Here is a 17,640-nt window from a genome sequence, read left to right as displayed (position 1 = left end):
CGGCCTGGTCCTTCGCTTCGACGCGGCCCTTGGCGTTCTCCCCGCGGAGTGTCTTGTTCTCCTTCCGGAGGCGAGCCAGTTCGGCGGCCGGCTCCTCTGCCGCTGTCTTCTTGGCGGGCGCCTTGGGCTTCGGCTTGTCGTCCTTGCCACTGTCGGCGCTGTCGTCGTCCGTCGTGGTGTCGTCGTCGCCGGCCCCGCCGGCATCGTCGTCTTCCGCGTCGTCCGTGTCGCCGTCATCGCTGTCGCCGCTGTCGGATCCGGAGTCGTCTCCGTCCCCGCCGTCGGCGTACAGCCACGGGTCGAAAGGGCCAGTGGCGTAGGGGTGTGCCCAGCCGGAGCCTGCCAGCCGGGGAAGGGTTCGCCTCTGCATGTCGTGCACTCCCGGTGCGCGTAGGGGATGCCCCGGTCCCGCCGGGGCTGAACTGCTGCCGGGCGCGCCTGGCGCCCGGACGTCGAAGGCCCGAGTCCGGGCATGAAAAAGGCCCGCGCGAGGCGGGCCTGGAGGACGCGGCTGGGATCAGTCGGCGCCGGGGAACTGGCGGGTCTTCGAGTATCCGCGTACCCACGCAGAACGGCGGAGGTCACCAGCGGGATACGGGCAAGACGTCACGGAGACGCCTTCACGGCCGGCCTCGGCACCCTCGTCTAGGGCCCTGACCAAAGCCTCACGCTCGCCCACAGTTGCCCCCGGGTCAGAGTCGGTTCTGCTGGTCGCTGGCTGCCTTGCGGGCCGTCTGCGCGGCGCTGCTGGCTTCGCCCGTGACCATCTCCGTGTACTCCGCCAGCGTAGTGCGCGGGTGATCCGCCCACCACCGTTTCAGCTCTTCCGACGCGCGGGCGTAGGCAACGTGTGACGGACCCGTGAACAACGAGGTGGGGTCGATGCCCTCGGCCTGCGCCTTGCGGCTGAGGAGGCGCCCGTTCGTCGCCTCATCTGCGGCAAGGAGCTGCGAGAAGACATGCTCGCGGTACATCTCGCGTACCTGCTCACGCGTATACGCCCCGCGTGCCGCCTGCTGCTCGGCCTCCCGTTCCGCGAGCCACCGCTCCGTGGCCGTCATCCCGGCGTACGGGTCGGGCAACTCGTCGGCCAGGCGCGCCCAGTCGTCGACCGCACTCAGCGGGCCGAGAGCCTCGTCCAGCGCGGCCCGATCCGCGAGCTGTCCCGCGACCGTGTGCGCCCCTGCCGCGATAGGCAGCGGCTCCGGGGGGTACCGGAGGTCGAGCTCCGCCGCGATCCGCGCGGCCTGGTCGGCGTCTGCGTACCGCATCGCCCAGCCGAGGATCTCGTCCCCGACCACCGACAGGTCCGCGGCCAACTGCCCGCCGGGGAACACCGTGGCCAGCAGCTGGCGCCGGTCGGCCTCGGCCGCGATGCGTGCCAGGTCGTCGCTGGTGGCCTGCGCGGCACGCATGCCGAGCTGCTCGTCCGACATGCCCACGAGCGTCCGGTCAATGCCGGGCAAGCCCGCGTCCAGGTCCCGACGATCCAACTCCGCGGCGATCCGCAGAGCATCGGCCGGCGGCACGTCCCGCAGGACACGCCCCAGCTCGTCGTCGGAGAAGCCGGTTAGGTCGTCCGTGAGCTGCCCGCCCGGGCGCACCCGGCCCATGAGGGCCGCCTGGTCCCGGCGGTCGGCCTCCGCCTCGACTCGGGCGAAGTCCCGCGCGTCGAGGGCGCCCGAGCGCATCGCTGCGCCGAGCTGCTCGTCGGTCATCTCCGCCGGGGTGCGTGCGTCTCCCGCCCGGATCCGTGCTGCCTCGACAGCGTCCTGCGGCGGCCGCGGCGTGGTGGGCAGGTTGCTCGCCCCGGGCTGCTCCCTGTACCGCTTCCGCATGAGTTCCGGGTGCGCGCCCAGGTGTTCGCGCATCTGCCCCTGCCACGTGCGCACGCGCGCATTCGCCGCGCGCTTCGCAGCAGGGTCAACCGCGCTCGCAGCACGGAGCTTGTACTTGCGGATGTTCCGCTCGATCGCCCGCTGCCGCTGCGTGGCCGCGTACCCGTCCGGGTCCTTTGCTGCTTTCGCGGGCGGCCGCGTCATGCCGGGCAGGTACGCCGAGGTCGTGTGCCTGCAGTTCGGGTGCTGGAGCCCTGCGCGCCGCGCTTCGTCGAGGGTGCCGGCCACCTCCACCCTGACCATGAGGTCGTCCTCGGTGGCATGCTCCACCTCCACCGTGCGGCGACCGTCCGGCCCGGACAGCGCCAGCACCTTCCCCTCCCAGGGTCGACACTGCGGGCATTCGTGGGGCGCCTCCGACACCATGACCAGCTCGACGCCGGCCGCTGACAGCTGATCGGCGTGGGCTTCGACAGCGGCCCGGCCGAGGGCGGTCCGTGTCGCCATCTCCGCGTAGGTCGTCATCGACCAACTACGGCCTGCGCGGTCGACGAATGAGGCGACGCCGCGCTCGGTGAAGCGTGCGACGGCGGTCTGGGTGGCCTGCCTGCGTGTCTCCACACCCGCCAGCGGCGTGGCCGCGGCCTGGGCGAGGACGTTGCGATAGACGTCCTCAACGCCCCGCAGGATCCCCCGGTGGGACTCCGTGACCACGCTGATCGTCTCCATCGCGAGCCGATCGACCCGCCGGGTGCCAGGGGTCTGCTCGGCGATCCGGGCGGCCGTCTCGTCATCAAGAGCGCCCAGCTCGACCAGCCCCGCCCTGGCCCCGACGTTGTACGCCTCGGCGACCGCGTCGTGCACCTCCAGCGACGTCGACCGGCCGAGCTCGTCAACCACGCTCTGCGCGCCGCGGCGCAGCGCCTGAATGTCGGCGAGCTTGGCCTCCATCCACTGCGGAGCGTCGATCCCGTCCGCCAGGCGGCGAGCCACCAGCGCCAGAAGCCGCTCCTCGGCGTCGGAGTACAGATCCCGAACCCCCGTGGACAAGTCCTCGGCCATCCACGGGGAGACCGGCATCGCGCACCCCCTACAACACGTCACCTAGCTGCATGGGGTCCGGCACGGCCATGCCCGTCTCGGCAAGGATCCGGTCGGCCTCGGCCCGGACCAGGGTGTCGTCCCACTCCGGGTGGACCATGCGCACCTTCGTCTCGACGGATGCCGCCGTCGCCCGGGTGAGCATCTCCACCGTGGTCGCGAGCTGGAGCGGGTCCTCCTGCACGGAGTCCTCGAACTCGACGGTCGGACGCTGCGGCTGGATGCTCCCGCCGAAGACCTGCTTGTCGACCGCGAGGAGCGCCTCGACTGCGTGCGCGAGCGCCGGCCGCCACCGAAGGATCTTCCGGCCGCGGGTCGTCATCGACAGCCGCTCCTTCGACACAACCTCTGTGGCGGTCACGGCGACATCGCCGCCGAGCCCGAAGGTCTGCCCGGAGTAGCCAGCCGAACGCAGGATCTGGTCGATCAGATTCGCAGCGGCGTCGAGGTGCTGCTGCACACGGATCTCGAACTGCGCCACGGTGAGCTGCTTGCCGGAGTCCGGTCCGGTCAGCATGTCGATACCGGCGAACGCCTCTTGGTCGGGGTTCCAGGTGGCCCCGCGCCCGGGCCCGTTGCCATGGAGGTAGGCGCGGGGGACGACGATGCGGCCCTTGCCGAGACGGATGTCCCGCATCAGCGACGAGTAGGTCTCGTCGAGTTGGTCCATCAGCGTCTCGACGCCGTCGAGGTCGCTGCGGCCGAGGTCCTTGAGGGCCTGGTCGCCTCGCCAGCGGCGGGAGAGCTGGTTCGGGACGTGCGCGACGTCCAGCTGCTTGTAACCAGTCTCGACGAACGACTCATCGTTGACGATCGTCGCGTACCCCTCGGTCGCCGGGTGGTCTTGCAGAGGAACCGCGCGGCCGAGCTTGCCGGCCGTGCCCTGGTACAGGCCGTGCAGGATGCGGCCTGGCTCGTGGCGCTCCAGGTGCCGCCAGACCTGCCCGTCTTCCTCGAGGACGATCCGCCAGAACGTCACCGCCCGGAGCCGACTCCACACGAATTCCGGTACGGCCCGGTCGGCGTGGACGGCGTCGAGCCATGGGCGGTCGGAGAGGGTCTTGTCGTAGACGGGCCGCAGGTAGACGGAGCCGAGGGCGGATCCGATCTCTGCTGCGGTCTGCAGGGTGGCGAGCATGCCGTCGTCGGTGAGCGCGTCGAGCCGCTTCGTTGTGGTGTCGCCTTCGACGGTGAACTTAGGCGGCTCGCTGAACAGCAGGTTCGCGCTGCCCGCGCAGATGTCGCTGGCGATCGGGACGTGCACCTTGGTGCGGCGCTCTCCCTCGCCGGTCGGTGTGCCCCACCACCAGCGGGCGATGCGGCCGCGCATGCCGCTGGCGAACTGGACCGGCTTGGGGTCGAGGCTGCCGACCGTGCCGCCGCCGTAGAGCGATTCGAGGCGGTCCGGGTCGCCGCCCCACCAGGTGTCCCAGGTGCGCATGGCTTCGAGGACGGGCTTGAGGTGGGGCGGGGGCCAGGGGACGTTACTCGTGGGCAGCGGCATCCGGCACCTCCTCACCCTCGTTCGTGGGGCCCTGCCGTAGGTCGACCTCGTGAGCGAGGATCTCCAGCCGGATGACCGGGCGGCAGCCGACTTCGGTCTCCACGGCTACGGCGCGCACACCTGGGATCCGGAGGCCGTCGAGTTCCACGGTGCCGCGTCCTGCTTCGTTGATTCGTACCTTCGCCAGCCGTACGGTCATCAGGCAGCCACCTCCAGAGCACTGCGGACGAGCGGACGCCACAGCGCCTCCGTGGTCACGACCGCATACCGGCCGCCATCGAGCGAGTGATCCGCCACCTTGATCGGCTTGTCCTTGCCGTCCTCGGTCGCCTTCGGATCCCAGGAGTAGCCCGGGGCCTCGCGGATGAAGCCCGCGCACCGGTCCGACACCGCGAGCTGCCCCTCGGCGAGGAGCGTCGCCATGAGGCTGATACCTCGGCTCACGTCGTTGTCCGCCGGGTGCGGGGTCACACCGTCGCGGTAGAGCTGGAGCCGCAGCGATGCCGCCGACGGGTCGACAACCCACCACTCCGGGACGGCCGGGCCGCCCGCGGGCAGGTGCTGCTGCTGCGCCCAGTCCCGCAGGCCGGCCGACAGCTGCCCGTCGGTGAGCCGCGCCGTGTCGTGCTTCGGGTCGTGCCGCCACTCGTCGACGAGGTAGAGGCGCCGGTCGTTGCCGACGCCGAGCAGCAGGCCTGCGGTGGCGTTCGTCGTGCCGTAGTCGACGCCGAGCGCCAGGAGCCGCTGCATCGCTGGAAGGCTCGCCCAGGGCACAACATGCCGGGACGGGTCCCACATGTCGAAGACGGCGCCTTCGGCAGCGACCCACTCGCCGAGGATGAACCGCCGGTACCACAGGCCGGTGTACGTGCGCCTGTACCGGTCCTTGACCGTGTCCGACAGGACTGGGTTGTCGTCGAGCTGGAAGTGCCAGACGCGCCAGTCCGGCAGCCGGCCGAGGCGGTCGAGGAAGCGGGTGCGCACCCAGTGGGCCGGGGAGTCGGGGTTGGTCGTGCAGAAGATCTGCGCACCCTCGACGGAGCAGCGCGCCATGAGCTGCTGGAAGAACTCCTCCGAGATGACGGTCAGTTCGTCCACGTAGGCGCCCGCGCAGGTGAGACCGCGCAGCACTTTCTCCGCCTTGGCGTCGGAGGCGCCGAGGACGTGGATCGTTCGGCCGAGGATCGTCGCTGTGGACGCGCCGTTGGTGTACTTCGTGAACTTCGCCATCGGGCCCATGAGCGCGGGGTCCATGAGCGGACCGAACACGTTGCGGTTCAGGGAGTCGCGGGTGCGGCCGACGACGACCAGCTCTCCGCCGCGGGGCGCGGTCGCCACGTACATCAGCCACCGCAGCAGACTCGATGCGGTCTTCCCGGACCGAATCGACCCTTCGGCGAGGTTGACGAACGCTGTGCTGTTGACGACGTAGTCGAGCTGCTTCAGCGACAGAGGAACAGGGAGATCACGAAGCATCGTCCCCCTCGTCTCCACGGGCAGACGGCTGCTGCTCGTTCCAGACCTGCTGGAGGCCGTTCATCATCTTGCCGAGCATCGAGCGGGCGTCGTCCTCGCCGGTCTCGGTCACGGGCGGAACGAGCCTCATGGACTTCTCCAGCGCGATGCCGGCCGCGGCCATCAAGTTCTTCTTGTCGATGGCCGGGGGTTCGTCGACGTCCTTGTCGCGGTAGGTGTTGTCCTTGCCGCCGAAGTTGTAGATCTTGCCGGGCTCCCACATCTGCTGGCTGAGCCGCATCGCGTCGAGGTGGAGGTCCATGGCCGTCTCGGTCCGCAGTGAGGCGAGCTGGGCGACGCGATGCTGGGTGGCTTCCTCCGTCATCGTGGTGTCGAAGACAAGGCCTTCCTCGGCGCAGATGAGGGAGACGGTGCGCTGCGCACGGCGGGTGAGGCGGGCGATCTCGTTGCGGCCCTTGCCCTCGCCGTGCAGGCGGATGATCTCGGCTCGCTCCTCGTCGGTGACGAGCCCGCCCTTGCTGACCTTGGGTCGCACCACGGGCCACCTCCTCCCGGCATGCGAAGGCCCGGCCGCGGGAACGGGGCGGCCGGGCCAGTCATGAAGTTCGTTCGGTCAGGCTTTCCAGCCGGCGTCGAGGCAGGCCTGGGCGAAGGCGTCGGCGCCGAGTTGCCACGCGCTGGGCGATCCTTCGGAGCCTCGGGCGAGCGCCTTCGCGTTGTCGGCGATGCCGTTGGTGATCGAGGACTGCGCCCATTTGTTGACCTTGTTCGCCAGGTCGACGCGGGCGTCGCGGGTCTGGGCGGCCTTGTAGTCCTGGGCGAAGTCGTCGCAGGCGAAGCGGGCTTCGGTGTCGAGCTTGGACGGGTCAGCCGGCTTGTCGCTGCTCTCGTTGCTGGAGCAGGCGGCGAGTGCGAGCGCGGTGATGGCTACGGCTGCGGCGGTGTACCGGAGTTGCATGTTCCCCCCTGGAACGACTGTTGCTGAGGGGGCATCATGCCTCACCCTGGGCGATCGTTTCCGGGCATGCCAGATCTGCGGCCCATCGTGAGGCATGATCGCGCGGAATGCAACTACTGCTGTAGTTCTCGCGGCGGGCGCTCCCAGCAGTAGTGCCAGCCCGCATCAGGGTGCGGGTCGGCGCCGTGCATCCGCAGCAGGTACGTGCCGCCGCTGATCTCCATCCGGCCGGCTGGTCGGCCGCGCTCGCCGGCCTGCACGGTCACCTCTTCGCCGTCGGCCGGGCCGCCCTCGACCCCAAGTCGCATGTCCATGTTTCCCCAACCGGCGGATCCGACTGGTGGTCACGCAAGAGCCCCGCCGCCCACGAGGGAACGGCGGGGCCGCGGATCTACTTGACGTTGCCCGCGAAGATCGCCGTTTCCGACTCAGCCGTCGGCGACAGCTCGACCTGCAAGTACTTCTCGCCCTTCGGCAGCTCGCAACCCGTCTTCGCCGACACTGACTTACCTGGGCGGAGATGCACCTGAGGCAGACCTTCCAGCCCGCGCTCGGAGTCGAAGACCTGCGCGCTCTCCCGCCCGTCGTCGCCGTACAGGCAGGTGAGGTAGCCGGATGACACGTCGACGGTCCGGTCGCCCGTGTTGCGGATCTTGACGGTGAACTTTACGAAGGGGGTGCTCTGTGGCGCCGCGTACGGACCGGTCACGCCCCGCATCCAGCCAGTCAACTCGACCTCAACACCGCCGTCCCAGCTCACTCCGTCCGTCAGCGACCAGATCTCTGGCCCGGTGTCCTCCGGGCTCGGCACGGGCTCAGCGGCTGCCGTGATGGTGTCGTCGGCCGGGGTGCTCGACTCGGCTGCGGTCGGGCTGTCGCCACCGTCGTCTCTGGAGTTGACGACGACGATGCCGGTGGCGACGATCGCGGCGATCACGGCAGCCGCCGACCCGATGATGACCGCGTTGGTGCGAGACTTCGCCGGCTTCGGCGGCTCGGGCGGGAGCGGCGGCGGAAAGTCCGGCTGCGGCGGCGTAGGTGTGCTCATGGTCCCCCCAGGTGATGTGTCGTCTGGTGCATGATGCGCCGCGTGAAGAGGCGGTGAAGGCGCTGTTCCTGACCTGTAACCCGAAGTCACTCGATGCGGGTACTGCCTCGAGTCCGCGGCGAGTGCTCCGGTCGGTAGATGTCGGGTAGATCAGCTGGTAGACGGCGGTAGATAGGCCGGTAGACGTGCAGGTCAGGCGGCGGTAGACGGCGCGGTAGACGTCTCCTGGGCGGCGGCCGGGGAAGGGGCTTCGAGGTCGCGCCGGCGTACCCCCCAGGTGGGGGTGCGGCCCACCTTCACGCCGCGGTGGACGGGGATGTCCAGGCGGGTCAGATGGACGCGCAGATCTGCCACCTTCCGGCCCTCCCACTGGCCGTGCTCCTGGAGGTGGGCGAGGACCGTGCGGAGGTGCACCCCGGAGCCGGTCCCCATGAGGTCGAGGAGCAGCTTCCGGAGCACCTCCACGTGAAGGGTGTGCGCGGCCTGCTCGGGGGATCGCTCAGCGGCCTCAGCGGGGGCCTCTCGGGATGCTCTCCAGGCGGCGCGGATCCACCACCCGGCGAGGAGCCACATCAGCCACGGCAGCGCGCGGACGATTGCCCACACCGCGTAGGCCAGGACCCCGAGCAGCAGGAGCCGGACCAGCGGCCCGAGAGCGGCCTTCCACCCGTCGAGGTCGTCACGGCGGCCGGCCCGCACCCATGCGGTAAGCGCCTCGGCGCGGCGCTCCCACACGGTGTACGAGCCACGGGCGAGACGGCCGGCGAGGCTGCTGCGGGCGGCCCACCAGGCGAGGCGACGCTTCATCACACTTCCCCTGTTTCGAGCAGGGTTCGGCCGTGGTCGCCGATGCTGTTCACCAGGTCCGGCCACCAGCCCAGCAACTCGGCGACGCCCGGCAGGAAACCGAGTACGGCGAAAGAAGCGACACCGCCGATGATCCGGCGCTTGTCCAGCTTCCCGGACGTCTTGTAGAGGAGGATCACGCCGAGCAGGATCAGGCAGACGACGATGCCGCCCTCCGGGGTGAGGGTGCCCATGCGGCCGGTCGGCATCGGTGCCGCGCCGGACGTGCCGGTCACCTTGGAGACGCCGGCATTGCCGCCGCTGGTGAAGATCCCGGCGACCCCGGCAGCGCCCCAGCCGAGCGCGCCGCCGATACAGATCGTGGCCAGGGAGCCGAGGCCTGCGCCGCTGGCGTACGGCAGCAGCGCCTTAGGGTCGCGGCCTCCCTTCCACCAGGGGCGGAGGTTGGCCCACAGGATGCCGAGTGCGACGGCGACGCCTGCGAGGGACAGTCCGACATTCATCGTGTGACTCCGGTGAGGAACTGGACCGGGTCGTACCAGCTGAGAGCGGCGAGCGACCCGACGAAGGTGGTGGCGAGGGCGAACAGGCGCAGCGGGCTGCCGCCTCGGCGGACGAGGACGGTGACGGTGAGGGCGAGCGGGGTGAGGCCGAGGCCGTAGCCCCAGCCGATGCCCCAGCTGTCGCGCCCCTCACCGACGGTGAAGTGCCAGATGGTGGCGGCCGAGTAGCCGACCCCGGGGATCGGCAGCACGGCGGCGGTGAGGCCGATGACGGCGTGCCAGGGGCGGACGTACCGGCCGAGCCACGCGCCGAGCCGCTCCCGCCGGGACGGATCCGGTTCCGGATCGGGATCCGGGCCGGTCAGGACAACCTCGTGGACGTGGCGAACTTCAACGATCCGGGGTTCCGGATCCGGCGGAAGCGGCACCGGAACGGCGGCTGCGGGCGGTGGCGGAGGAGGAGGCATGCGCCAGGGCGGCTCTTCGCCGGGCTCGGGCGCCCGCGCGGGGAGCGGGGCGCCGGCGGGGATGACGCGGGTGGGTGTGACGGGGCGGGGTGCGGGCTCGTGCATGGGTGGCTCCTGGTGGCCGAAGGGTCGGGCGCCGATGCGGCGCAGGTAGTGGCGGACGCGCAGCTCCTGACCGTCGGGCTCGGGCTGCGCGCCCATCAAGCGCCGCGCTTGAGGTCGCGGAGGTAGCGGTCGACGCTGTCCGGGGAGACGGGCCGACCAAGGCGCTTCGCGGCGTCCTGGAGGACCGCATCCCGGTCGCGGACTCCCTCGGTCCAAGCGATCCGGACCGCGTCCTTCGTGGTCAGACCCTTGCGGTCGACGGGCGCGCCGGACGGGTCCGGACGGTCCACGGATCCTCCGGACTGGTCCGGATCCGCGGATCCGCCGTCCGCGGCGAGGCTCCGCTGCTCCGCTTCGACCGTGGCTTCCCCGCGCTGGAGTTCACGCCGGATCGGGATCATGGCGAGCTGACCATCGACGGCGGCACGCCGCTTCGTGACCCACTGCTGGGTCCGGTCGTCGAGCGGGCGGGCGTGTACGCGCATGGCCATCGACCAGCCGCCCTTGGCGAGCCCGGACACGACCGCGCCGACCGCGCCGACGATCAGCTGATCGAAGACGTAGCCGTGCGCGAAGACCGCGGCCATGGACACGCCGAGCGACCACCGGCCCGCCCGCTTCGCTGCCTTGGCGCGTTCGGGGTCGTAGCGAAGGAGCCACTCGACGGCCATGCACAGAATCCATGAGGCGTCGAAGGCGACGGCCGCGGCGTAGGCGACCACGCTGATCGTGACGGCCGCGAGGAGGTCGCCGATGCTGGCGGTTGTCCAGACGAGGGACGCGGTAACGAGGACGATGGCGCCGAGGGTGACGGCGACGCGCACCAGCTGGTCCCAGTCACGGGGCGGTGCGGGGACCTCGATGGTCTGGCGGTCGAGAACGAGTTCGGTCTCGCCGTCGACGGTGTGGGGAACGAGGCGGGTCCGCTCGATGGTCTGAGTGCGGCGGGTCTTCACGGTGCTCCTCCAGGAGCGGGGGCCGGGCCCCGCGGGGGGGGGGCTTTCGCGGGGCCCGGCGGTCTCGGGTGGGTCAGTGGGTGGTCATCCAGACGACGGCGAACACGCCTGCTGCGATGGAGGCGGCGATGCCGAGGCCGTACCAGAACTGCTCTCCCATGGCGGGCTCCTTGTCAGCGGGCGGGCCGGTACCAGCGGCCTCGGCGGTCCTGCTGGCGGTCGTTGTCCTCCCACGCCTGGCCCTGGGCGGCGGCGCGGCGGGCGCCGGTGGTCTTGGCGCGGCGGAAGCGTCCGGCGTCACCGGTCACCGAGGTGCCGGCGGCCGGGTAGTCGCGGGTGGTCTGCGCGCGGCGAGAGAAGAGGCCCATCAGATGCCTCCGCCCTGGATGCCGGTGCCGTGGCAGGGGGTGCAGGTCTGCCAGGTCTGGATGGTCTTGCCGTCGTGGCTGGTGTCGACGGTGCGGCCCTTGGCACCGCCGCAGCTGGTGCAGGCGCGCGAGGTGGTCTGCTGCTCGCTCATCCGGTCACCCCTGCGGGGCGCGGCAGGGCACGGCAACGCTCGGCGTGACGCTGGGCCTCGTCGTGGGTGTAGCCCTCAGTGGCCGGGAGTTCGCTCTTGCCGAAGATGCAGCCGCTACAGCGGGCGCGGGTGCGCTGCCCGCTGCCGGTGACGTCGACGGTCGCGCCGACGAGGTTGACGAATCTCGCGGTCACGCCCTCGGGCCACGGCTCGGTGAAGAGGCTGACGGCGCTCATCACAGGCCCGTCGCGGCGCTGCGCAGCTGCTCGGCGTAGTCGTGGGCCTGGGTGCCGAGCGGGAGCGGGGGGAGCGAGGCGCGGGCGCGGGTGGAGGCGTCGTGGCGTACGGCCTCGGGGAGTGTGCCGCACACGGCGTCGGCCGCGGTCGTGAGGTCCCGTTCCAGCTGCCAGATGTTGATGGTCTGGGCGGTGAACCCGAGCAGCCTGGCCGTGACGGTGAGGATCTGCGCGGCGTAGCTGGGCTCGGTGAGGACGCTGGTGGTCGAGGGTTCGCGGGGCTCGATGGTCTGGGTACGGTGTCCCATCAGGGCCTGCCTTTTCGTGATGGTTGAGGTGGGCCTGGCCCCGACCCATGTGGAGCGGCAACTCCGGGTCGGGGCCGTTGTGCTTAGTAGCTCGGGCTACTTCCTGAGACTGTACGGGGCCCCGTACACTCAGGGCAAGCGGCCCGCCCGAAGAGAAGTGAGGCCGGGTGTGACCGAGGAGGCTCAGCGCGTGATCGACGCCATGAACGCCGTGGAGGCGATGACCGACCCGGAGCAGCGAGCGAAGGCGATCGGCGAGGTGATGGCCGACCAGGCCGAGCGCGGCAAGCGGTGGCGGGAGATGCGCCGGCAGGTCGTGCTGGAGATGCGGGCGCAGCAGCCACCGGTCTCGTACCGGAAGATCGCTGACGCGCTGGGGATCGGGCTGGCTACGGTGCAGGACATCGAGCGGGGTTACACGGGGTCGGGCAAGGACCGGCCCAGGGCGAAGCGGCAGTAGCCGCTCGCGTTGATGCCCCCGTCTCGCTGGTCGAGGCGGGGGCCTTCTTGTGTCCGGCCTAAGATCCCTGCACGTGGCACAAACCTTCGAAGAACTCGTGCAGATGCAGCGCACCGCCGATGAGGCACACACCGCCGTCGAGCAGCTCACGGATCAGCACGGTCCGCCGACCCAGACCGCCTGGACCGACGAGCAGCACGCTGCCTGGGGAACGGCGTGGCAGGCCTGGCTCGACGCCGCCCGCGATGTCCAAGCTGCCGTCACTGACCACGCCGCCGAGCAGGGCGCCCCGCGGAACCAGATCGAGGCGGACGTCAAGAAGGCAGCCCGGCACCCGGAACTCGCCGGCTGACCTACGCCTCCGGCCAGCTCGCGATTACCCGCTCACCGTCGCTGTCGCCACGCTCGGTCAGGACGATCTGGGCGCCCTCGATGCAGCCCCACGATCCGATCCATGACCGGTACTGGTGCTCGGCCGTGGACTGCTTGCCCCACCAGCCGTGCATCATCGCCCGCCCGCCCGCCATCACGGTGAGGTGGAACCGCTCGTCGTCCACGTCACTCACCTTCCCTCCCGCCCTCGTCGGTGTAGGTGCGCAGCGGCAGCCGTGTCTCGGCTGCGACCTCGCGCAGCTCCTCGAGGAAACGGGCCGGCGGCATGCGCAGCGTCGGTGGCGTTGCGAGGAAGCACTCCCGGCAGCGGTCGAACCAGCGGGCCCCGTGGTCCGGGTCATGGACCACACCGCTGGTGCGGGACGGCTGGCCGCATGCGGAGCAGGGCGGTTCCTGCTGCATTCGCGCCCAGGTCTCGGTGAAGCGGGGCGACGGTGGGGCAGGGGTGAGGGAGGCCGGGTCGACGGCGAGCTTGCTCGCCGCCTCCTCGTGGTTCATGCCTGCTCCTGGGGGTGGGTGTGCTGGGTGGCGCCCCCGATCATAGAATCGAACGCATGAACGATCCAGAGTCGTCGCGACTCGCGCTGCTCCGCTTCCTGGAGCGCGTCCAGGAGCGCGACCTGGACCGCACCCGCAGATGGATCGCCGACGAGGAACGCCGCGAGGCTGAGCGGCTGCGCGGCGTCGAGCGACGCCCGCCCGCCCCGGAGTGGCTGATCGAGCGCGGCCTGGACCGCAACAACATCGTCGCCGTACACACCGGCGAGTGCTGGGACCCGGGCAAGCGGGTGAAGCCCGCGACCAGGGCGCAGGCACTGGAGGCCCTACGCCATCAGGTACCGGCGTGCTCGAAGTGCAGGCCGGACACGGCCCTCGGTATCGAGGTCTAGGCGCTGCGCGGCCGGCGCCCGGAAGTCTTCTTGGCCGCGGCCTTCTGCGTGGTCTTTTTCGCGGCGGTCTTCTTGGCCGGCTGCTTCTTCGCGGTCTTCTTCTTCGGTATCTCGTGCACGTCGGCGTCCTCGCCGCGCGAGGCCCTGGCCTTCTTCACGGACTCGTTCAGGGCGGCCATCAGGTCCACCAGCTCGCCCGGCTTCTCCTCGGGCTCCGGCATGGTGGGCGGCTCGCGGTGCTCGCGCTTGGCCTCGATGATCTGCTCGACGGCCTCGGTGTACGCGTCGTGAAACTCGTCGCCTTCGAGCTCGTCGCGGGTCATGCTGTCCATCAGCGCGAGGGCGCCGTCGATCTCCTCGCCGGTCAGCTCGACCGGCGGCGGCAGCAGCTCCTCGGGGGAGCGGATCTCGTCGGGCCAGCGCATGGCGTGCAGCACGATCACGTCGTCCCGCACCCGCAGGAGGCCGAGGCGCTCGCGGCCGGACCAGGCGTACTTCGCGACGGCCACCTTCGACGACCTGGCCAAGGCCATGCGCAGGAGCTTGTACGGCTTGGCCGCGACCTGCCCGGACGGCTGAAGGTAGTACCCCTCACCGATCCGGATCGGATCCACGGACTCCAGCGGCACGAACGCCTCAATCTCGATCGCCTTCGCCGTCGGCAGCGGCAGGTCGCGCAGTTCCTCGTCGCTGATCGGGATGACCTGGTCCTTGGTGAGCTGGTAGCCCTTGCCGATCTCGTCGTTGCGGACCTCGCGGTCCTCGACCTCGCAGTACTTGCGGACGCGGACCCGGCCCATGTCTTCCAGGTGGTACTGGTGGAAGCGGATCGAGTGGTCCTCGACGGCCGACTGGACGTTGATCGGCACGGTGACGAGACCGAAGCTGATGGCACCTGACCACACGGTTCGGGGCATGGTGGACCTCCGCAGTAGCCCCGAGCAGCACCAGCCTACGAGCGGCACACGCGCCCCGCATGCGGACACTCGGCCCGGGCCGCACGCTGGTGCCATGGCCGGTGCACAGCCCATCGTCGTCTATCCGCCCGACGAGGACGGCGGCCGGCGGGTGCGCATCGATGACGCGATCGTCGGCCGGGCGTTCTCCGTGCAGGACGTCGCCCGCTTCATGCAGGAGGCCGGGTTGCAGGAGTTCGACGAGATGGACGTGGTCCGGACCGGCCTGATCGAGTGGCGGGGAGGCGGGCCGGAGGTCTGGAATCACTGACCGCCGCCCTGTCAGCCGCCGTCGAGCGGGGCCTCGTCAAGCTTCCCGTACGAGTCGAGCGCCCAACGCGCACCGCTGTCATCGGTGAAGTAAAGGGTCGGACGACTGTTATGTGTCGTCGCCGCCGACCACTGCTGAGATAGGAACCGGGCCCCCCTGCCCGGGCCGAGGAGATGGACAGGCCGCATCATCCGCTCCGTGGGCGCCCTCTGACCGCCCCAAACCGGATTCCACTCCCACACCTCAGACGCCAGGTAGGCCGTACCGAAGCGCACGTCTACCTGATGCACAGGGGCGTCGCTGTCGTTGATCACTGTCACAACCCAGTGGTCATCCTCGCTGGCATTACCCTCACTATCCGGCGTGGTCCAGGCAGTGTGGTGCGCCATCCTAATCCGTCGTGCCTGCGCCCACTGCCGGTCCTCAGCTGCGGCGCGCAGCTCGGCGCGTTCCAGCTCCAGGTTCTGCTGCTGCTCGCCCATGAACCGCGTCTGCTCGGCAATGAACTCCTGCTGCTCGCCGATCTGCTGCCGCTGGCTCGTGATCGTCTGATAGGCGAACCATGCCGCGCCGATTGCGCCGCCCGCGCCGATCCATGTCGGCACATCCCCGAGCCACTCCGGCACGCTCACGCTTGCGCTCCCCCCGCTCTGTTCACCGACACGGACGCATCCCCGGCGCACCGGGTTCCCGGGAGTGTGCCCGATCCGGGCTGATCGAGTGGCATGGCGGCAGGCCGGAAGTCTCGACGCAATGACGCTTCTCCCGTCCTTCCCGCGCCGCTACTGTCCCGCCTATGGATTGGGGAGATGTGCCCGCATGGGCGGCGTTTGCACTGTCCGCTGGCGCTCTATGGATCGCCTTCAAAGCGCGGGGAGATGGCAAGAAGTCAGCTGACGCGTCGGCCAAGTCGGCTGACGCCTCCGTTCGGTCGGCCGTGGCCGCGGAGGAAGCACTCACGCTGCAGAGGCGTGAAGCCGAGGAACGTCGAGCGGCAGAAGAGGAAGCAGCGCGCCCGAGGGCCGTGCTGACCCTTGAGCGGCCGGAGCAGCGGCGGTTCATTCTGCGCAACAGCGGCACGGCAGTCGCCGAGGGTGTGACGATCACCGAGGCAGGTGAGGAAGGCCAAGCCCGGGACCTTCCCGAAGGGGTGACTCTCCACCCAGGAGAAGGTCACCCCTTCTTCATCCTCACGGCAATGGGGCTGGAAACACCCACGCGCATCTACGTCACATGGGAGGGCCAAGAGGAGCCGGTGCCACTGGGAGTGCCGGGGTACTGACGGGCTTTATGCCGCGGCGCCTTGCTCGGTCCAGATGACCCCGCACCCGGTGCAGTGTGCGACCGGTGTCCGGCCCTCACCGCCGTGGACGTCGATGACCCCGCCACAGTGGTGCGGCTGTTCCAGTGTCCGCTTCTGCGAGGCGATGTCGAGGGCCCGCTCGATCCGATCGGCGGCGCCGGCCGCGACCGTGCCGATGCGCTGCTCCTCGACATCGGTGATGCGTCGGCAGGGCCCGGCCGCCCGCTCGACTCGGGCCAGTAGCCACAGCGCGGCGTGCGGCGCGGTCCGGCGGCCGGTGTACCTCCACCGCTTCGGGTCCCGCTGATCGGCGAGCGCCAGCTGGGTGCGGCGCTGCCGGTCCTCATGAGCGATGCGGGCCTCGCGGAGACTTCGGTAGGTCGAGCCGTTCACCTTACGGGCGGCCGGCATTGGGACCGGGGCGCGTTGGGCGGCGGCCGCGATGTCGTCGGCGCACTGGACGAGGGCGGCTTCGATGGCGCGCATCGTGTCGAGGATGTGCAGACGCACCGGGACGGGCCGGGTGCCGAGCTGGATCGGGTCGCGCTCGAGGGAGCGGAGGTGGGCGGCCTGGTGGGCTTCGTACTCCAGCTGCTCGACGTCAGCAGCGTCGAGGCGGGCGAGGTAGCCGCGGAGGCCGAGGCCGAAGGCGCCGATCTGGGTGGGCTGGCCGGCAGCGTCGTGCAAGTCCGTCCAGTGCAGGGCGATGGTGCGGAGGTGGGTGGCGGTGGTGGTCATCGTGGCTCCGTGGTGCTGGTGGGGCGGTACGGTGATCTCACCGGGGGGGCGTGCCTGGAGCTGGGGAGTTCGTGGGCGCGCCCCTTCGTCATGTTCAGTGGTGCCGCGAGGGCGGCCCGTACGGTGACTGCCAGGCGGGCCGGTCCGGGCACGGCCGCACGGGGTTGCCGTCCTGGTCGATGACCGTTGGTCGCCGGATCTCCTCGAAGCCGGTCATCAGGTAGTGCAACGCATCGCGGGCGTCGTGCCGTCTCCACTCCTCGTCGGTGACGTCGGGCCCGGTCGGGTGGAAATCCACGGAGGCGATGCCGGGCACCACTCGCCACTCGCCCTCCTCGTCGAGAATCTCCAGGCGTACGGTCACCGGTTCCTCGCGATCTCGCAGCGCCCGGTCTCGGTGTGCTGCTCGGAGCAGGCCGGGCCGCAGCGCTGCGCCAGCTCGGCCGTGTGCGCGGCGATGTGGGCGTACTTCTCCTCGGTGGTGTGGCCGTCCCACAGGGCGCGGACATCGAGGGCGCCGACGCGCTCGACGTGCTGGAAGAGGTCGGCGTCCCGCGGGCTGATGTGCCAACTGCACTGGCGGCCGCCGATGGTGAGGTAGATGATCTGCCAGCCGGGCTCCTCGACGTCGGGCGCGGGTGCGATTACGGCTTGCTCGGCGAGGCCGCTGGCGATGAAGGCGACGAGGTGGGCGCGTTCGCGGTACGCGCCGTTCCTCTCGGCCTCGCGCTCCTTCGCGATGGCTTCCCAGTCGGTCTCTTCGTCGGTGTCGTCCTCGGAGAGATCAAACGCGGTCCAGTTC

At 70.5% G+C, this 17,640-nt stretch carries 28 protein-coding genes and 2 pseudogenes; 5 read left to right on the top strand and 25 right to left on the bottom strand.

Annotated features, from left to right (window positions below):
- The 18 genes and pseudogenes from ACFTZL_RS23500 to ACFTZL_RS23415 all read right to left on the bottom strand — a co-directional run.
- Positions 1–370, bottom strand: a pseudogene (locus ACFTZL_RS23500) (hypothetical protein); the annotation flags it as partial.
- 147 nt (positions 371–517) lie between these two features.
- Entirely contained in the window at positions 518–679 is a 162-nt protein-coding gene (locus ACFTZL_RS23495; protein WP_382586122.1) for an Rmf/CrpP fold protein, read from the bottom strand.
- A gap of 13 nt (positions 680–692) precedes the next feature.
- Positions 693–2,918, bottom strand: a complete 2,226-nt coding sequence (locus ACFTZL_RS23490) for a phage minor capsid protein (RefSeq protein ID WP_382586119.1) — start codon at positions 2,916–2,918, stop codon at positions 693–695.
- 10 nt (positions 2,919–2,928) lie between these two features.
- Complete coding sequence (locus ACFTZL_RS23485) at positions 2,929–4,443, bottom strand: phage portal protein (protein WP_382586117.1); 1,515 nt, start codon at positions 4,441–4,443, stop codon at positions 2,929–2,931.
- Complete coding sequence (locus tag ACFTZL_RS23480; protein ID WP_382586114.1) at positions 4,424–4,642, bottom strand: hypothetical protein; 219 nt, start codon at positions 4,640–4,642, stop codon at positions 4,424–4,426. Before ACFTZL_RS23480 ends, ACFTZL_RS23485 begins: the two co-directional genes overlap by 20 nt.
- A complete protein-coding gene (locus tag ACFTZL_RS23475; protein ID WP_382586111.1) occupies positions 4,642–5,919 on the bottom strand; it encodes a PBSX family phage terminase large subunit in 1,278 nt (425 codons plus the stop codon). Before ACFTZL_RS23475 ends, ACFTZL_RS23480 begins: the two co-directional genes overlap by 1 nt.
- The gene (locus ACFTZL_RS23470; protein WP_382586108.1) at positions 5,909–6,457 is read right to left on the bottom strand and encodes a helix-turn-helix domain-containing protein; all 549 of its coding nucleotides are present in this window, start codon (positions 6,455–6,457) and stop codon (positions 5,909–5,911) included. Before ACFTZL_RS23470 ends, ACFTZL_RS23475 begins: the two co-directional genes overlap by 11 nt.
- Before the next feature lie 75 nt (positions 6,458–6,532).
- On the bottom strand, positions 6,533–6,877 hold the full coding sequence (locus tag ACFTZL_RS23465) for a hypothetical protein (RefSeq protein WP_382586105.1): 345 nt from the start codon (positions 6,875–6,877) through the stop codon (positions 6,533–6,535).
- A gap of 113 nt (positions 6,878–6,990) precedes the next feature.
- Complete coding sequence (locus ACFTZL_RS23460; RefSeq protein WP_382586102.1) at positions 6,991–7,191, bottom strand: hypothetical protein; 201 nt, start codon at positions 7,189–7,191, stop codon at positions 6,991–6,993.
- A 77-nt stretch (positions 7,192–7,268) separates the two neighbouring features.
- Positions 7,269–7,814, bottom strand: coding sequence for a DUF4352 domain-containing protein (locus ACFTZL_RS23455; RefSeq protein WP_382586100.1), 546 nt, complete (start codon positions 7,812–7,814; stop codon positions 7,269–7,271).
- Positions 7,815–8,117: 303 nt separating this feature from the next.
- Positions 8,118–8,732: a hypothetical protein gene (locus ACFTZL_RS23450; RefSeq protein WP_382586098.1), complete on the bottom strand. Its 615-nt coding sequence runs from the start codon at positions 8,730–8,732 to the stop codon at positions 8,118–8,120.
- Positions 8,732–9,235, bottom strand: coding sequence for a hypothetical protein (locus ACFTZL_RS23445; protein WP_382586096.1), 504 nt, complete (start codon positions 9,233–9,235; stop codon positions 8,732–8,734). The genes ACFTZL_RS23450 and ACFTZL_RS23445 overlap by 1 nt, the downstream gene beginning before the upstream one ends.
- Entirely contained in the window at positions 9,232–9,903 is a 672-nt protein-coding gene (locus tag ACFTZL_RS23440) for a hypothetical protein (protein ID WP_382586093.1), read from the bottom strand. The genes ACFTZL_RS23445 and ACFTZL_RS23440 overlap by 4 nt, the downstream gene beginning before the upstream one ends.
- Positions 9,903–10,763: a protein transporter Sec31 gene (locus ACFTZL_RS23435; RefSeq protein WP_382586090.1), complete on the bottom strand. Its 861-nt coding sequence runs from the start codon at positions 10,761–10,763 to the stop codon at positions 9,903–9,905. The genes ACFTZL_RS23440 and ACFTZL_RS23435 overlap by 1 nt, the downstream gene beginning before the upstream one ends.
- Before the next feature lie 173 nt (positions 10,764–10,936).
- Positions 10,937–11,131, bottom strand: coding sequence for a hypothetical protein (locus ACFTZL_RS23430; protein ID WP_382586087.1), 195 nt, complete (start codon positions 11,129–11,131; stop codon positions 10,937–10,939).
- Positions 11,131–11,283: a hypothetical protein gene (locus ACFTZL_RS23425; RefSeq protein ID WP_382586084.1), complete on the bottom strand. Its 153-nt coding sequence runs from the start codon at positions 11,281–11,283 to the stop codon at positions 11,131–11,133. The genes ACFTZL_RS23430 and ACFTZL_RS23425 overlap by 1 nt, the downstream gene beginning before the upstream one ends.
- Positions 11,280–11,519, bottom strand: a complete 240-nt coding sequence (locus tag ACFTZL_RS23420) for a hypothetical protein (protein ID WP_382586081.1) — start codon at positions 11,517–11,519, stop codon at positions 11,280–11,282. Before ACFTZL_RS23420 ends, ACFTZL_RS23425 begins: the two co-directional genes overlap by 4 nt.
- The gene (locus ACFTZL_RS23415; RefSeq protein WP_382586078.1) at positions 11,519–11,827 is read right to left on the bottom strand and encodes a hypothetical protein; all 309 of its coding nucleotides are present in this window, start codon (positions 11,825–11,827) and stop codon (positions 11,519–11,521) included. The genes ACFTZL_RS23420 and ACFTZL_RS23415 overlap by 1 nt, the downstream gene beginning before the upstream one ends.
- 169 nt (positions 11,828–11,996) lie before the next feature.
- Here ACFTZL_RS23415 and ACFTZL_RS23410 point away from each other — a divergent pair, with 169 nt between their 5' ends.
- Both ACFTZL_RS23410 and ACFTZL_RS23405 read left to right on the top strand, forming a co-directional pair.
- On the top strand, positions 11,997–12,287 hold the full coding sequence (locus ACFTZL_RS23410) for a helix-turn-helix domain-containing protein (RefSeq protein WP_382586075.1): 291 nt from the start codon (positions 11,997–11,999) through the stop codon (positions 12,285–12,287).
- A gap of 73 nt (positions 12,288–12,360) precedes the next feature.
- Complete coding sequence (locus ACFTZL_RS23405; RefSeq protein WP_382586072.1) at positions 12,361–12,639, top strand: hypothetical protein; 279 nt, start codon at positions 12,361–12,363, stop codon at positions 12,637–12,639.
- A 1-nt stretch (position 12,640) separates the two neighbouring features.
- On the opposite strand, the gene ACFTZL_RS23400 is transcribed toward ACFTZL_RS23405, so the two are convergent.
- On the bottom strand, positions 12,641–12,853 hold the full coding sequence (locus ACFTZL_RS23400) for a hypothetical protein (protein WP_382586069.1): 213 nt from the start codon (positions 12,851–12,853) through the stop codon (positions 12,641–12,643).
- The gene (locus tag ACFTZL_RS23395) at positions 12,846–13,178 is read right to left on the bottom strand and encodes a hypothetical protein (RefSeq protein ID WP_382586067.1); all 333 of its coding nucleotides are present in this window, start codon (positions 13,176–13,178) and stop codon (positions 12,846–12,848) included. The genes ACFTZL_RS23400 and ACFTZL_RS23395 overlap by 8 nt, the downstream gene beginning before the upstream one ends.
- A gap of 56 nt (positions 13,179–13,234) precedes the next feature.
- On the opposite strand from ACFTZL_RS23395, the gene ACFTZL_RS23390 reads away from it, so the two are divergent.
- Positions 13,235–13,570, top strand: coding sequence for a DUF6233 domain-containing protein (locus ACFTZL_RS23390; protein WP_382586064.1), 336 nt, complete (start codon positions 13,235–13,237; stop codon positions 13,568–13,570).
- On the opposite strand, the gene ACFTZL_RS23385 is transcribed toward ACFTZL_RS23390, so the two are convergent.
- Complete coding sequence (locus ACFTZL_RS23385) at positions 13,567–14,487, bottom strand: Ku protein (RefSeq protein ID WP_382586061.1); 921 nt, start codon at positions 14,485–14,487, stop codon at positions 13,567–13,569. The genes ACFTZL_RS23390 and ACFTZL_RS23385 overlap by 4 nt on opposite strands.
- Before the next feature lie 94 nt (positions 14,488–14,581).
- Between ACFTZL_RS23385 and ACFTZL_RS23380 the strand changes: the two genes are divergently transcribed.
- Entirely contained in the window at positions 14,582–14,797 is a 216-nt protein-coding gene (locus ACFTZL_RS23380) for a hypothetical protein (RefSeq protein ID WP_382586058.1), read from the top strand.
- An 11-nt stretch (positions 14,798–14,808) separates the two neighbouring features.
- Here the strand turns inward: ACFTZL_RS23380 and ACFTZL_RS23375 are convergent, their stop codons facing one another.
- Complete coding sequence (locus ACFTZL_RS23375; RefSeq protein ID WP_382586055.1) at positions 14,809–15,429, bottom strand: hypothetical protein; 621 nt, start codon at positions 15,427–15,429, stop codon at positions 14,809–14,811.
- A 164-nt stretch (positions 15,430–15,593) separates the two neighbouring features.
- Between ACFTZL_RS23375 and ACFTZL_RS23370 the strand changes: the two genes are divergently transcribed.
- On the top strand, positions 15,594–16,079 hold the full coding sequence (locus ACFTZL_RS23370) for a hypothetical protein (protein ID WP_382586053.1): 486 nt from the start codon (positions 15,594–15,596) through the stop codon (positions 16,077–16,079).
- A 6-nt stretch (positions 16,080–16,085) separates the two neighbouring features.
- On the opposite strand, the gene ACFTZL_RS23365 is transcribed toward ACFTZL_RS23370, so the two are convergent.
- From ACFTZL_RS23365 to ACFTZL_RS23355, 3 genes and pseudogenes are all read right to left on the bottom strand, one after another.
- Positions 16,086–16,838, bottom strand: a complete 753-nt coding sequence (locus ACFTZL_RS23365; protein ID WP_382586050.1) for a hypothetical protein — start codon at positions 16,836–16,838, stop codon at positions 16,086–16,088.
- A 94-nt stretch (positions 16,839–16,932) separates the two neighbouring features.
- A complete protein-coding gene (locus ACFTZL_RS23360; RefSeq protein WP_382586047.1) occupies positions 16,933–17,202 on the bottom strand; it encodes a hypothetical protein in 270 nt (89 codons plus the stop codon).
- Positions 17,199–17,640: pseudogene (locus ACFTZL_RS23355) on the bottom strand (hypothetical protein); the annotation flags it as partial. The gene ACFTZL_RS23360 and the pseudogene ACFTZL_RS23355, both read right to left, overlap by 4 nt.

The organism is Streptomyces sp. NPDC056948, assembly GCF_042674225.1.
Lineage (GTDB): Bacteria > Actinomycetota > Actinomycetes > Streptomycetales > Streptomycetaceae > Streptomyces > Streptomyces purpurascens.
Note: the sequence above shows the minus strand (reverse complement) of the source record. Positions and strands in the feature narration are given on the sequence as shown.

Bases quoted from the DNA above. Each gene is read 5' to 3' on its own strand.
- ACFTZL_RS23490 (WP_382586119.1), bottom strand. From the start codon at position 2,918: ATGCCGGTCTCCCCGTGGATGGCCGAGGACTTGTCCACGGGGGTTCGG.
- ACFTZL_RS23485 (WP_382586117.1), bottom strand. From the start codon at position 4,443: ATGCCGCTGCCCACGAGTAACGTCCCCTGGCCCCCGCCCCACCTCAAG.
- ACFTZL_RS23480 (WP_382586114.1), bottom strand. From the start codon at position 4,642: ATGACCGTACGGCTGGCGAAGGTACGAATCAACGAAGCAGGACGCGGC.
- ACFTZL_RS23475 (WP_382586111.1), bottom strand. From the start codon at position 5,919: ATGCTTCGTGATCTCCCTGTTCCTCTGTCGCTGAAGCAGCTCGACTAC.
- ACFTZL_RS23465 (WP_382586105.1), bottom strand. From the start codon at position 6,877: ATGCAACTCCGGTACACCGCCGCAGCCGTAGCCATCACCGCGCTCGCA.
- ACFTZL_RS23460 (WP_382586102.1), bottom strand. From the start codon at position 7,191: ATGGACATGCGACTTGGGGTCGAGGGCGGCCCGGCCGACGGCGAAGAG.
- ACFTZL_RS23450 (WP_382586098.1), bottom strand. From the start codon at position 8,732: ATGAAGCGTCGCCTCGCCTGGTGGGCCGCCCGCAGCAGCCTCGCCGGC.
- ACFTZL_RS23445 (WP_382586096.1), bottom strand. From the start codon at position 9,235: ATGAATGTCGGACTGTCCCTCGCAGGCGTCGCCGTCGCACTCGGCATC.
- ACFTZL_RS23440 (WP_382586093.1), bottom strand. From the start codon at position 9,903: ATGGGCGCGCAGCCCGAGCCCGACGGTCAGGAGCTGCGCGTCCGCCAC.
- ACFTZL_RS23430 (WP_382586087.1), bottom strand. From the start codon at position 11,131: ATGGGCCTCTTCTCTCGCCGCGCGCAGACCACCCGCGACTACCCGGCC.
- ACFTZL_RS23425 (WP_382586084.1), bottom strand. From the start codon at position 11,283: ATGAGCGAGCAGCAGACCACCTCGCGCGCCTGCACCAGCTGCGGCGGT.
- ACFTZL_RS23420 (WP_382586081.1), bottom strand. From the start codon at position 11,519: ATGAGCGCCGTCAGCCTCTTCACCGAGCCGTGGCCCGAGGGCGTGACC.
- ACFTZL_RS23415 (WP_382586078.1), bottom strand. From the start codon at position 11,827: ATGGGACACCGTACCCAGACCATCGAGCCCCGCGAACCCTCGACCACC.
- ACFTZL_RS23395 (WP_382586067.1), bottom strand. From the start codon at position 13,178: ATGAACCACGAGGAGGCGGCGAGCAAGCTCGCCGTCGACCCGGCCTCC.
- ACFTZL_RS23390 (WP_382586064.1), top strand. From the start codon at position 13,235: ATGAACGATCCAGAGTCGTCGCGACTCGCGCTGCTCCGCTTCCTGGAG.
- ACFTZL_RS23385 (WP_382586061.1), bottom strand. From the start codon at position 14,487: ATGCCCCGAACCGTGTGGTCAGGTGCCATCAGCTTCGGTCTCGTCACC.
- ACFTZL_RS23380 (WP_382586058.1), top strand. From the start codon at position 14,582: ATGGCCGGTGCACAGCCCATCGTCGTCTATCCGCCCGACGAGGACGGC.
- ACFTZL_RS23370 (WP_382586053.1), top strand. From the start codon at position 15,594: ATGGATTGGGGAGATGTGCCCGCATGGGCGGCGTTTGCACTGTCCGCT.
- ACFTZL_RS23365 (WP_382586050.1), bottom strand. From the start codon at position 16,838: ATGACCACCACCGCCACCCACCTCCGCACCATCGCCCTGCACTGGACG.